Genomic DNA, 12,556 nt, shown 5'->3' on the forward strand with positions numbered 1-12,556 from the left:
CTACAGCTTCTGCATCGGGACGCCGCCGATCAGCATCAGCCGGACCGTCCCGCCCGAGCCGAAGTCGATCGTCACGGTCGCGCGCGGGCCGATGCCGTCGGCCGCGACGACGGTGCCCAGGCCGTACTTGTCGTGGTTGACCCGGTCCCCGACGTCGAGGTGCAGCGACTGGTTGTTCAGCGACCGCTCCGGGACCTTCCAGCTCCCGCGGTCGGTCGCCTGCGGACGCTTCCCGAACCCGAACCGCCCCACCGGCGCCGACGGCCGCTGCGCGGCGAGCTGCTCCTCGGTGCGCCGCCAGTCGAGCAGCGACGGGGGCACCTCGTCGAGGAAGCGCGACGCCGGGTTGGTGCTGGGCTGCCCGAACGCGGACCGGACGATCGCCCGGGACAGGTAGAGACGCTTCTCCGCGCGGGTGATCCCGACGTAGGCCAGCCGGCGCTCCTCGGCGAGCTCCTTCGGGTCCCCGAGGGTGCGCAGGTGCGGGAAGATCCCGTCCTCCCAGCCGGTCAGGAAGACCACCGGGAACTCCAGGCCCTTCGCCGTGTGCAGGGTCATCATCGTGACCACGCCGGAGTCGTCGTCGGGGATGGAGTCCGCGTCCGCGACGAGCGCGACGCGCTCCAGGAACGCGGCCAGCGAGCCGGGCTCCGGGACACCGTCGGGGGTGTCGTCGTAGGTGTCGGCCTCGCCCTCGGGGGCCGCACCGCCGGGTGCCTCGCCGGACCCGATCGCGGCCCCGCCGTCCGACGCCAGGTCCGCGACGGCGGCGTCCCCCGCGAACTCCCGCGCCACCGTGACGAACTCGGCGAGGTTGTCCATCCGGGTGCCGTCCTGCGGGTCCTCCGACGCCTGGAGCTCCTCCAGGTAGCCGGTGCGCGCGTAGACGGCCTCGAGGACCTCGGCGGTGTCGTCACCCCGCTCCACGAGCTCGCGCAGCTCGTCCAGCATCCGCACGAACGCGGCGATGTTCTTCTGCGAGCGGGTCGCCAGGGCGGGGAGCCGCTGCGGCTCCTCGGCGGCGGCCCGCAGCGCGCGGGCGAACGAGGTGCGCTCGCGCTCGGCGTACTCGGCGACGACGGCCTCGGCCCGGTCCCCGATGCCGCGCTTGGGCACGTTGAGGATCCGGCGCAGGCTGACCGTGTCCTCCGGGTTGGACAGCACCCGCAGGTAGGCCAGCGCGTCGCGGATCTCGCGGCGCTCGTAGAACCGCACCCCGCCGACGACCTTGTAGGGCAGCCCGACCCGCAGGAACACGTCCTCGAAGACGCGGGACTGGTTGTTGGTCCTGTAGAACACCGCGATGTCGGAGTAACGGAACTCGGCCTGCTCGACGCCGGACTCGTCCCTCGTCCGGGTGTCGACGAGCCGGTCGATCTCGCGGGCGACGAACGACGCCTCGTCGTGCTCGTTGTCCGCGACGTAGCCGACGACGCGCTCGCCGTCGCCCGAGTCCGACCACAGCCGCTTGTCCCGCCGCTCCGGGTTGCGGGCGATCACCGCGTTCGCCGCGGACAGGATCGTCTGGGTCGAGCGGTAGTTCTGCTCCAGCAGGATGGTCCGCGCGTCCGGGAAGTCCTGCTCGAACTCGATGATGTTGCGGATGTTCGCGCCGCGGAAGGCGTAGATCGACTGGTCCGAGTCGCCGACGACGCACAGCTCGCCGGGGCGCCCGTTCGCCGTGGCCGGGGCGACGAGCTGGCGGACCAGCTCGTACTGGGCGTGGTTGGTGTCCTGGTACTCGTCGACCATGACGTGCCGGAAACGGCGCCGGTAGTACTCGGCGACGGCCGGCAGCCGGTCCAGCAGCGAGACCGTCTCCATGATCAGGTCGTCGAAGTCGAACGCGTTCGCCTGGCGCAGCCGCGACTGGTAGACGCCGTAGACCTCGGCGATGCGCCGCTCGTGGTCGGTGGCGGCGCGCTCGGCGGCCTCGTCCGGCGAGACCAGCTCGTTCTTCAGGTTGGAGATCTGGGCGGCCAGGGCGCGCGGGGCGAACTTCTTCGGGTCCAGCTCCAGGTCGCGCCCGACGATGCCGACGAGGCGGCGGGTGTCGTCGGCGTCGTAGACGGAGAAGGCACTGCGCACGCCGAGGTGCTTGGCCTCGCGCCGCAGGATCCGCACGCACATGGAGTGGAAGGTGGACACCCACATCGGCCCGGAGCGGCGCCCGACGAGGGCGTCGACGCGCTCCTTCATCTCGGCCGCGGCCTTGTTGGTGAAGGTGATCGCCATGACCTCGCCGGGGTGCACCCCGCGCTCGGCGAGCAGCCAGCCGATCCGGTGGGTGAGCACCCGGGTCTTCCCCGACCCCGCGCCGGCGACGATCAGCAGCGGCGATCCCGCATGGGTCACGGCCTCCCGCTGGCGGTCGTTGAGGCCTTCCAGCAGACGGCGGCCCTGGGCCGTCGTCGGCTCGGCAGCGGCGGCGGGGCCCGTCCCGGGGAGTTCGAACAGCGCACTCATCGTGTCGAACACGGTACGCCGGGGGTCCGACGACCCCGCTCCGGCGTCGCCGGTCCCCGCAACCGCGGCGGCCCGGTGCGCCGGGTGGTCTACACTCGCCGCGTGGCACACGACGGGCGATTTCGCCACGGGTACCGGACCCCGGTTCCCGCTGCGCCGCCCGTCTGAGCCCAGACGCCACCCGCACGCCCCGGAGTCCGACGGACCCGGGGCGTTCGCACGTCCTCGGTCCCGACGGCCCGTGACCGAGACGAGGAGATCATGACCGTGACCGACCCCGCAGCCCCGCAGCCGAGCTCCGGCACGAGCACCGAGGTGCGCACCGGAGCCGACCCCGAGATCGAGCAGCTGCGCCGGGAGATCGACCGGCTCGACGCCGAGATCCTCGACGCGATCCTCCGCCGCACCGAGGTCTCGAAGCGGATCGGCGCCGCCCGCATGGCGGCGGGCGGACCGCGCATCGTCTACAGCCGGGAGATGGCGGTGCTGGACCGGTTCGCCGACCTCGGCCCCGAGGGCCGTGAGCTGGCCATGATGCTGCTGCGACTGGGCCGCGGACGCCTCGGCGGCCGCTGATCCCCGTGCGACACCCGGTCGCGTCCGGCGACCGGTGTCGACGTCACGACCGTTCGGCGATTCACGCGCAGTACACAGGGCGACACGCCCACACGGGCTCCACCTGGGGTTCAGGCCGGCGCACCCTCGCGTAGCGGTTGCCTTGCGAGGCAACGAGCAGGTCGAGCGGTCGGATACGGCCGATGAACGGGAACCACCCGATCGGGTTATCTGCGACGAGCGGAGGGTGATCACTTGGGGATCACGGGCTCTTTCCGGTACATCTTCCCGGGTCGAAATGACCCGAAGGAGGACGTGCGGCCGTGACCGACACACCTGCCGGAGCCCCGCTCCCCGGCGCCCCCGGCGCCACCGGGCCCCGCGACGTGGTGAGCGTCGCCGAACTGCTGGCGCGTCACTCGCGCGCATCCCACGCCTCCACCGACGGTGCGGGTCCGCTGACCGGGCCCGTCCTGTCCGTCGGTGACCTGCTGCGCCGCGAGGGGCGTCCCCCGGTGGCCGAGGGGGCGTCCGCCGACGCCGCCTCGGCCGGTGACATCGCCGCCGCGGGTGCCCCGGGCGGCTGGCCGGACATCGACCTCCCGCAGCCCCGCGCCGCGGCCGGCGCCGACGGCTGGACCGGCCGTCAGGTGTCCGGGCGTCGTCGCGCCGGTGTGGTCGCCGGCGCGCTGCTCGCCGCGGGCTCCGTGCTCGGCGCGGCCCTCTACAACGGCGTCGGCACCGAGAACTCCGACGCGCGCGCCGCCGCCGACGGGCTGTTCCCCGGCTTCGGCCTGCCCACCGCGGGCGGCACCCCGGACACGCTGCCCGCCCAGTACCTCCCGGCGAACGTGGCGCTGAGCTCGCCGCTGCCGGACGCGCCCGCCACCGCCCCCGGCGCCGGCGACTGGATGGCCGTCGCCTTCGGTCCGCAGCAGCCGGCGCAGGCGGTCGCAGCGGGCCGCACCCCGGGCACCGCCGCCGGGCCCGCCGTCGCGGTCCCCGCGCCCCGCACGCCCACCCCGCCCTCGACCGGGAACCCGGGAACCGGGTCCCCGTCGTCGCCGACGGTCCCGGCGCCGCGCGGCTCCGGGGGGACGGGCTCGCCGCTCGCCCCGGTCGTCGCCCCGATCAACAACCCGGACCGGCCGTCCGCGGGCAACATCCTCGAGCCCGTGACCGGCACGTCGCCGACGCGCGGCGGGACCAGCAGCGGCCCGATCCAGGACGTCACCGAGAACGTCCGCCCGGTCGGCGACGCCGTCGGCGGCGTCGTCGCCCCGGTCGCGCGGGCCGCGGCACCGGTCGGGACGACCCTCGGCGGTGCCGTGTCCCCCGTGACCGAGGCCGTCCGCCCGGTGACGAACGCGGTCAAGCCCGTCACCCGGCCCCTCACCGACACCCTCGAGCCGGTGACGACGCCGGTGCTCGGCGCGCTGTCGCCGGTCACCGAGCCCGTCCTCACGGGTACCGAGCCGCTCACCGGCCCGGTCCTGAAGGCCGCCGAGCCGGTCACCGGGCTCCTCGACACCTCCGCGAAGAAGGACACCGAGGAGGACACCGGCTCCTCGGCCTCGGAGGCCACCCAGCCGCTGCAGACCGTCACGAAGCCCGTGGGGCAGGTGGTCGGCACGGTGACCGAGCCGGTCGGGGGCGCCCTGTCCGGCGTGACCGAGCCGGTCGGCGGGGTGCTCGGCGGCGTCACGAAGGGCGCGGGCGGGCTGCTGGGCGGCTGACGCCCCTCCCACCACGACGACGGCCCCGGTCCCCGCACCCGCGGAGACCGGGGCCGTGTCGGTGCCGGCGCCCGTGCCGTGTCGGACCGGCCGACGGTCCGTGCCGACGCTCCGTCCGGCACGCACCGGTCGCCGCGCGACCTACACGAGCCTCCTGTCGGAAGCCCAGCGGGACAGCTCGTGCCGGTTCGACGTCTGCGTCTTGCGCAGCACGCTCGACACGTGGGTCTCCACCGTCTTCACCGAGATGAACAGCTCCTTCGCGATCTCCTTGTAGGCGTAGCCGCGGGCCAGCAGCCGCAGCACGTCCCGCTCCCGCTTGGTCAGCTGGTCGATCTCCGGGTCCACCGGCGGTGCCGCACCCGGCCGGTCGGAGAACGCGTCCAGCACGAACCCGGCCAGCCGTGGTGAGAAGACCGCGTCGCCGGCCCGCACCCGTCGCACGGCGTCGGCGAGGTCCCGGCCCGAGATCGTCTTCGTGACGTAGCCGCGGGCGCCGGACCGGATCACCGAGATGACGTCCTCGGCGGCGTCGGACACCGACAGCGCCAGGAACACCGACTCCGTGCCCGCCGCGCGCGCCCGGCGCAGGATCTCCGCGCCCCCGCCGCCGGGCATGTGCACGTCGAGCAGCACCACGTCCGGCGCGAGGTGCCCGACGCCGGCCACCGCCTCGTCGACGGAGCCCGCCTCACCGACCACCTCCAGCACGGGGCTGCGCCCGTCGCCGCGGTCGAGCTCGGCGCGCACGCCGGAGCGGAACAACGCGTGGTCGTCGACCAGGTAGACCCGGATGCCGGTGCCGTCCGGACCGTCCGGGGTTCCGTGCTCGTCGGCGGTGGTCATGCCGTCTCCCTCTCCGTCAGCGGCATCGACAGCCGCACCTCCGTACCCTCGCCGGCCCCGGTGCGGATCCGGACCGTGCCGCCGTGGCGGCGCATCCGGGCGTGCACCGAGTCCGCGAGGCCGTGCCGGTCGTCGGAGACCGCGTCCGGGTCGAAACCGGTGCCGCGGTCGCGCACGAACACCTCCGCCGCGCCCGGGCCCTCGTCCGAGGCGGGCTCGACCTCCACGTACACGTCGACCTCGGACGTGCCCGAGTGCTTCGCCGCGTTCACCATCGCCTCGCGCGCCGCCAGCACCAGGGCGCGCAGGTCGTCGTCGAGTTCGGTGTCGCCGACCAGCACCGGGCCGACGGCCACCGCGTAGGTGTCCTCCACCTCCCCGGCGACGCGGGTGATCGCCGCCGACAGCAGCGTCTCCACCGCGTCCGGACTGCCGCTGCCGCCGCGGGCGCGCCCACCCGGCCCGTAGAGCCAGGCGCGCAGCTCCCGTTCCTGGCCGCGGGCCAGCCGCTGCACCTCGCGCGGATCGCCGGACTGGCGCTGGATCAGCGCGAGGGTCTGCAGCACCGAGTCGTGCAGGTGCGCGGCGATCTCGGCGCGCTCGGCGGCGACCGCGCGGGCCCTGCGCTCCTCGCCGAGGTCGCGCACCAGCCGCACCCACCAGGGGACGGTGAGGACCGCGACGCCCAGCAGCGTCGCCAGCGCCGCGAGGATCCCGAACCGCACCTGGCTCAGGTCCAGGTTGCCGAGCAGGAACACCGCCAGCCCGGTCAGGACGAGCGCGGCGCCGAGCACGGTGCGGGCCAGCGCCGCACGACCGCCCGTGACGCGGCTGCGGGCGTCGCGCGCCCACCGCCGTCGCTGCGCCTCGTCGGCCTCCCGCCACACGACGGCCGCGCCGACCGTCGCCAGCCCCAGCGGGCCGGCGATCCAGCCGAGGACGGCCGAACCCGAGGTCGCCGCGACCAGCGACAACCCCAGTCCCAGCGTCACCAGCCCGGCGGCCTGCAGGCGTTCGGACCGGGTGACGGTCCGCTCGACGACGGCGGCCTCCTGCCGCAGGAACACCCACAGCAGGCCGTAGGCCAGCACCCCCGCCCAGCCGAGCAGGGTCAGCGCGACGAAGGCCGCCCGGATCCACCGGACGTCGACGCCGAGGTGGTCGGCCACCCCGCCCGCGACGCCGCCGACCATCCGCCCGGAGCGGCGCCGGGTCAGCGGGACACGGGCACCGGGGCCCGACGGTACGGGGCCGCCCGGCCGCGGGGAGGCGGTGCCGCCGGGCGGCGGGGGCACCGGGCCGGCGGGGACGGGCACCGTCGGCCCCGGTCCCCCGTCGGCCCCGGGCTCGACCGCTCCGGTCACGGTCGCACCGGGTGCGGCGGTGCCGGGCAGCGCGGCGCCGTGCGACGGGGCCGCCCACGGAGCGACGGCGGGCCGCGTCGGCGCGTCCGCCGACCCCGGTGCGGCGCCGGTCGAGGGGTCCGAGCTGTTCACGACCCCATCGTCACACGACCCGCGCCGGATCCCCTCCGGATCGGGACCGGGGTCGTCTCGGGGTTGTCCCCGAGACGCCGGGGCCCGCCCGGACGGCAGTCTCGACGTCATGAACCAGACGCAGCTGCCCGGGAGCGGCCGACCACCGTCGGCGTCGTCGACGGCCCGGAACACCATGCGCGACATGTGGGACTCCCGGCCCCTGCGTCCGCGCGACGACCGCAAGCTCGCCGGGGTCTCCGCCGCGATCGCGCGCCGCTACGAGATCGACCCGACGCTGGTCCGGGTCGGGTTCGTCGTCGCCGCGATCGTCGGCCCCGGCATCCCGCTCTACCTGGCGGGCTGCGCGGTCCTGCCGGACGCCGGTCCGCCCGGCAGCCCGGTCCCGCCACGCACCGGACCGTCGTCCGCGCTGTCGGTGACGCTGCTGGTCCTGGCCGCGCTGCTGGCCGTCCCGCTGGTGCTGTCCACCGACCGCGTCGTCCCCGCCGTCGTCACCGTCGCACTGCTCGTCGCGCTGCACGTGACCCGGGGGAACCGGCCCGGCGCCCGGGAGGCCGCCGCGTCGCCGACGCCCGTGGTGCCGTGGGTCGCGGACCCGCACGCCCCCACCGTGGCGCAGGTGACGCCACCGGCCTGGGACCCGCTCGGCGCCGCGCCGTTCGCCTGGGACCTGCCCGAACCGGGCCCGGAGCCGGGTCCGCCCCCGGCGCCCCGCTCGAAGCTCACACCGATCACGCTGGCCGTGTCACTCGTCGTCGCCGGGATGGTCGGGGTGCTCGCCCTGGCCGCACCGGGTGCGGTGCCGGCCTCGGCCGTCCCGGGTGCGGCGCTCGCCGTCGTCGGGATCGGGCTGGTCGTCGGCGCGCTGCGGCGCGCCGGACGCTGGCTGGTGCCGTTCGCGGTGCTGCTCGCACTCGTCACGGCGGCCACCATCCCGCTCAACGACGCCGTCGGCCCCGACGGATGGGCGGTGCGCGGGGGCATCGGGGAGACCGTCGAGGCCCCCGCGACCGTCGCCGAGCTGGCCCCGGAGTACCGGCGCGGAACCGGCGCGGTCCAGCTCGACCTGACCCGCCTCGACCTCGCCGCGACACCCGGTGCGACCGGGCCCGTCCGCACCCGGGCCGAGGTCGGCGCGGGGGCGGTGGAGATCCGGGTCCCGCGTGACGCCGACCTGCTCGTCCGCAGCTCGGTGGGCACCGGTGACCTGACCGTCGACGGGCAGACACGCTCCGGGCAGGACGTGGACCTGACCGTGGACGACCCCGGCCCGGACGGACCCGGTGGCCGGGTGCTGGAGCTCGACCTGCGGGCCGAGCTGGGAACCGTGGAGGTCACCCGTGGATAGCTCGCTCGCCCGTCGCGCCGACCCGTTCGCCCTCGTCGCCGGGGTCCTGTCGCTGCTGGTCGCGGTGTGCGGGGTCCTCGGGATCGCCCCGTGGGAGGTCGTCGACCTGCGCTGGGTGCTCGCCGGGACCGCCGTTGTGGCGGGGATCGCGTTCCTGATGGCGAGTGTGCGTAACTCCCGAGCCACATCGGACGACTAAAGGGTCATCACGGGAGCCGGCGGGCTGGGGAGCACCGCCGGGCCCGCCGCCGCCCGCGTGGCAGCGGAGTCCGACGGGGGTCGGACACCGCGAGGCCCGGGCTGGCCGGGGCGGGGCCGAGACATCGGCCCCGCCCCTGTTACGTCAGGCCCCGGTCACTCCCACTCGATGGTGCCCGGGGGCTTGCTCGTCACGTCGACGACGACCCGGTTGACATCGGACACCTCGTTGGTGATCCGGGTCGAGATCCGCTCGACGACGTCGTAGGGCAGCCGGGTCCAGTCCGCGGTCATCGCGTCCTCGCTGGACACCGGGCGCAGGACGATCGGGTGGCCGTAGGTGCGGCCGTCACCCTGGACACCGACACTGCGGACGTCGGCCAGCAGCACCACCGGGCACTGCCAGATCTCGCGGTCCAGCCCGGCGGCGGTCAGCTCCTCGCGGGCGATCGCGTCCGCGGCCCGCAGCGTCTCCAGCCGGTCGCGGGTGACCTCCCCGATGATGCGGATGCCCAGGCCGGGGCCGGGGAACGGCTGCCGGGCGACGATCACCTCGGGCAGCCCCAGCTCGGCGCCGACCATCCGGACCTCGTCCTTGAACAGCGCGCGCAGCGGCTCGACCAGGTCGAACTCGATGTCGTCGGGCAGACCGCCGACGTTGTGGTGGCTCTTGATCACCGCGGTGCCGTCGCCGCCGCCGGACTCGACGACGTCCGGGTAGAGCGTCCCCTGGACCAGGAACCCGACGTGGTGGTCGGCGACCACCTCCGCCGTGGCCGTCTCGAAGACCCGGATGAACTCCCGGCCGATGATCTTGCGCTTCTGCTCGGGCTCGGTGACCCCGGCGAGCGCGTCGAGGAACCGGTCGGCGGCCTCGGCGACGTGCAGCGTCGCACCGGTGGCGGCGACGAAGTCCTTCTCGACCTGCTCGCGCTCCCCCGACCGCATCAGCCCGTGGTCGACGAACACGCAGGTCAGCCGGTCACCGATGGCGCGCTGGACGAGCGCGGCGGCGACGGCGGAGTCGACCCCGCCGGACAGCCCGCAGATCGCGCGGCCGTCGCCGACCTGGGCGCGGATCGCCTCGACCGTGTCGTCGATGATCGACGCCGTCGTCCAGGACGGGCGGATGCCCGCGACGTCGTGCAGGAACCGGCGCAGCACCTCCTGGCCGTGCGGCGAGTGCCCGACCTCGGGGTGGTACTGGACGCCGGCGAGCCGCCGGCCGGTGTCCTCGAACGCGGCGACGGCGACCCGGTCGGTCGACGCGGTGACGGTGAAGCCCGCCGGCGCCGCGGTCACCGAGTCGCCGTGGCTCATCCACACCGGGTGCGTCCGGGGCAGGCCCTCGTGCAGCGTGCCGGGGGTGCCGGTCAGCGCGACCTCGGTGCGGCCGTACTCGCGGGTGCCGTCGTGGGCGACCTCGCCGCCCAGCGCCCGGGCCATCGCCTGGAAGCCGTAGCACATGCCGAACACCGGGATGCCTGCCTCGAACAGCGCCGGGTCGACCGCGGGGGCGCCGTCGGCGTACACGCTCGCGGGACCGCCGGAGAGGATCACTGCGGCGGGCTCGCGGGCCACGATCTCGGCGACGGGCAGGGAGGCGGGCACGATCTCGGAGTAGACGTCCGCCTCGCGCACGCGACGGGCGATGAGCTGCGCGTACTGGGCGCCGTAGTCCACGACGAGGACGGTCGGGGTCTGCACGCGACCAGGGTAATCGGGCGACGCAGGTCACCCGCCGTCCGTACCGTGTCCCGGATGTCGATCACGGTGGACGACCTGCTCGCCGGTCCGCGCGGGCGGCGCCTGTGCTGGGCGCACGCGCGGTACTGCGCCCACGACGCGGGGCGCGGGCGCTTCCTCGACCTGGCCGCCGCCGCCGCGTGGCCCTGGGACCAGGCCCAGCTCGTCTCGACGCACACGGCACCCGGACCGGTCCCGCCGACCGCCGAGGTCGCGACCGCCCTGGACGACGTCCCGGCGACCGTACCGGACGACGAGGCCCTGCTCGACCTGCTGGACACGGCGGTGCTCACCGCGCGGTACTGGCAGCCGCCCGACGGCGACGACGTCGTGGCCGCCGAGCCCGCGCTGCGGCCCGGGCTCGCCCGGTTCGCCGCCGCCGTCGCCGCAGCGCCCGGGACCGCCTGGTGGTCGACGGGGCTCGACACCGACCGCCAGCGCGTCGTCCGGTGGCACGACGAGACGGGCCCCCCACCGGCCCGGGGGTCCGTCGACCCGCCCGGGGCGCTCGCCGCGCAGCGCGTGGCGACCGTGGACGACGAGGCCCGCTCCGCGCGCGAGCTCCCCGACGACCCGGCCGCGCCCTACAGCGGCCCGTGGTGGTCGTGCCCGGCGTACGAGCTGGTGGCGAGCACCCGGGACCTCGGCGCCCGGGGCCCGGTCGGGCTGTGGTTCGTCGAGGACGGGCACGGCTGGACGCGCGCCGGGGTGAGCCCGGTGACGGTGTCCCCGGGGGCTCGGGTGACCGAGATCGACGGCCCCGACGACTGGGCGGACCTGTGCCGCCGCCACCCGCTGGAGGTCACCGCGGCGCGCCGCCACGACTGGTACCGCACGACCGGCCGGGCCGGGAGGTGGGTGCTCCCGGACTGGACCCGGGTGGCGGAGGGGACCGACGCCGTGCACCTGACGGTGCGGGGCTGGCTGACCACGGCGGGACGCGCCGTGGAGGTGGCCGACGGCGTCGCGTCCGTACTCGCCGGGTGGGACCCGGACCAGGCGTACTGGCTCACCGCGACCGCGTGGCCCGACGGCCCGGAGACCCCCTGGCGCCGCGACGGCACCGACGGCTGGATGCCCGATCGTCGATCCTGATGATCCCCGCCCGGGGGGTGGGCGGTGCGGCGTAACGGCGAGGGCCGGTTGCTCCGATGGGGGGATGACGGCACCGTACGACCTGGAGGCACACCCCCGATGGCCACCACCCCGACCGGCCACACCACCGGCACCGGCGACACCCCCGCCGACCCGGCCGTCGACCGCGCCACCACCACGACCGCCGCGTCGCTCGTCCCCGCCCAGCGCTCCGCGCCGGAGCAGGAGACCCGCCCGGCCGCCGGCGCGCTCGGCACCGGCGCGCTCGGGGTGGACGCCCTGGGCCTCGGGGCGCTCGGCACCACCGGGCTGCTCGGCGGGAACCCGGCCCCGGTCGCTCCGGCGCCCCCGGTGCCGGCACCCCCGGCGCCGGCACCCGCCGCGTCCCCCGTCGACGAGCCCGCGGTCGCGGAGCCGGTCCGGGAATCCGCGGAGCCGGTTCCCGGGGCCGCGGTCGTCCCCCGGGCCCGCGCGTTCCGGACCCGGATCCTGCCGGTGTTCCTGTGCGCCGCCGCCACCGGCACCGCGGCGATCGCCGCCGCCGGCCTGATCACGACCCCGTCGGCGACCTCGCCGCTGCCCACCCCGCAGACCGTGACCGCCTCCGGCGCGACGGTGCCGCAGGGCCCGCCGCTGCCGCAGGCCGTCGCGGCGTCGCTGGTCGGGTCCGCCGCCGGGACCGGGCTGTGGGCCGGTGACCCGGTCGTCGCGATGACCGCCTGGCGCGACAACGGCGGCCTCACCCACCTCACCGCGATCGGCGACGGCTTCACCCGCGTCGCCGACGCCGCGGGCCGTCAGGACGCGGTGGCGCTCGCCGTCGCCTGTGGACGGCTGCAGGCCGCCATCGACGCCGCACGGGCCTACGACGCCCTGCCCGACGCCGTCGCGCAGACGTCCTGGACAGCGCTGCTCGACCACGGCGGCGCGGCCGCCACCGCGGGGACCTCCGGGGCCCTCGCGCTGGACCCGTCGCAGCTGTCGGTGTTCACCGCACAGGCGAACCTGGTGCGCGACGACCTGACGGCCGTCACCGACCGCGTCCGTGCCGTCCTGGCGGGCTGAGC

10 protein-coding genes are annotated in these 12,556 nt (G+C 75.9%); 6 read left to right on the forward strand and 4 right to left on the reverse strand.

The genetic code is table 11. The annotated features are described in order from the left end of the window. Positions 1 to 2,466, reverse strand: coding sequence for a UvrD-helicase domain-containing protein (locus WHI96_RS15145; protein WP_345643598.1), 2,466 nt, complete (start codon positions 2,464 to 2,466; stop codon positions 1 to 3). A gap of 315 nt (positions 2,467 to 2,781) precedes the next feature. Between WHI96_RS15145 and WHI96_RS15150 the strand changes: the two genes are divergently transcribed. Next, the gene (locus WHI96_RS15150; protein WP_149663792.1) at positions 2,782 to 3,042 is read left to right on the forward strand and encodes a chorismate mutase; all 261 of its coding nucleotides are present in this window, start codon (positions 2,782 to 2,784) and stop codon (positions 3,040 to 3,042) included. 302 nt (positions 3,043 to 3,344) lie between these two features. Further along, a complete protein-coding gene (locus WHI96_RS15155; RefSeq protein WP_345643601.1) occupies positions 3,345 to 4,757 on the forward strand; it encodes a hypothetical protein in 1,413 nt (470 codons plus the stop codon). A gap of 141 nt (positions 4,758 to 4,898) precedes the next feature. Here the strand turns inward: WHI96_RS15155 and WHI96_RS15160 are convergent, their stop codons facing one another. Beyond that, on the reverse strand, positions 4,899 to 5,603 hold the full coding sequence (locus WHI96_RS15160) for a LuxR C-terminal-related transcriptional regulator (RefSeq protein ID WP_345643604.1): 705 nt from the start codon (positions 5,601 to 5,603) through the stop codon (positions 4,899 to 4,901). After that, a complete protein-coding gene (locus WHI96_RS15165; RefSeq protein ID WP_425571571.1) occupies positions 5,600 to 6,919 on the reverse strand; it encodes an ATP-binding protein in 1,320 nt (439 codons plus the stop codon). The genes WHI96_RS15160 and WHI96_RS15165 overlap by 4 nt, the downstream gene beginning before the upstream one ends. Positions 6,920 to 7,208: 289 nt before the next feature. Between WHI96_RS15165 and WHI96_RS15170 the strand changes: the two genes are divergently transcribed. Next, positions 7,209 to 8,450 (forward strand): PspC domain-containing protein, encoded by a 1,242-nt coding sequence (locus WHI96_RS15170; RefSeq protein ID WP_345643607.1) that lies wholly within the window; start codon positions 7,209 to 7,211, stop codon positions 8,448 to 8,450. Next, positions 8,443 to 8,649 carry a hypothetical protein gene (locus WHI96_RS15175; RefSeq protein WP_073576424.1) on the forward strand — a complete coding sequence of 69 codons (207 nt, stop codon included), beginning with the start codon at positions 8,443 to 8,445 and terminating at the stop codon, positions 8,647 to 8,649. The genes WHI96_RS15170 and WHI96_RS15175 overlap by 8 nt, the downstream gene beginning before the upstream one ends. A 155-nt stretch (positions 8,650 to 8,804) precedes the next feature. Here WHI96_RS15175 and guaA read toward each other — a convergent pair whose 3' ends face one another. Next, complete coding sequence (gene guaA / locus WHI96_RS15180; protein ID WP_345643610.1) at positions 8,805 to 10,355, reverse strand: glutamine-hydrolyzing GMP synthase; 1,551 nt, start codon at positions 10,353 to 10,355, stop codon at positions 8,805 to 8,807. Between the two features lie 54 nt (positions 10,356 to 10,409). Here guaA and WHI96_RS15185 point away from each other — a divergent pair, with 54 nt between their 5' ends. Together WHI96_RS15185 and WHI96_RS15190 are read left to right on the forward strand one after the other, a co-directional pair. Then, positions 10,410 to 11,489, forward strand: coding sequence for a hypothetical protein (locus WHI96_RS15185; protein ID WP_345643613.1), 1,080 nt, complete (start codon positions 10,410 to 10,412; stop codon positions 11,487 to 11,489). 99 nt (positions 11,490 to 11,588) lie between these two features. Further along, positions 11,589 to 12,554 carry a hypothetical protein gene (locus tag WHI96_RS15190; RefSeq protein WP_345643616.1) on the forward strand — a complete coding sequence of 322 codons (966 nt, stop codon included), beginning with the start codon at positions 11,589 to 11,591 and terminating at the stop codon, positions 12,552 to 12,554. The last annotated feature ends 2 nt before the right edge of the window (positions 12,555 to 12,556 follow it).

Source organism: Pseudonocardia tropica, from assembly GCF_040105315.1.
Lineage (GTDB): Bacteria > Actinomycetota > Actinomycetes > Mycobacteriales > Pseudonocardiaceae > Pseudonocardia > Pseudonocardia alni.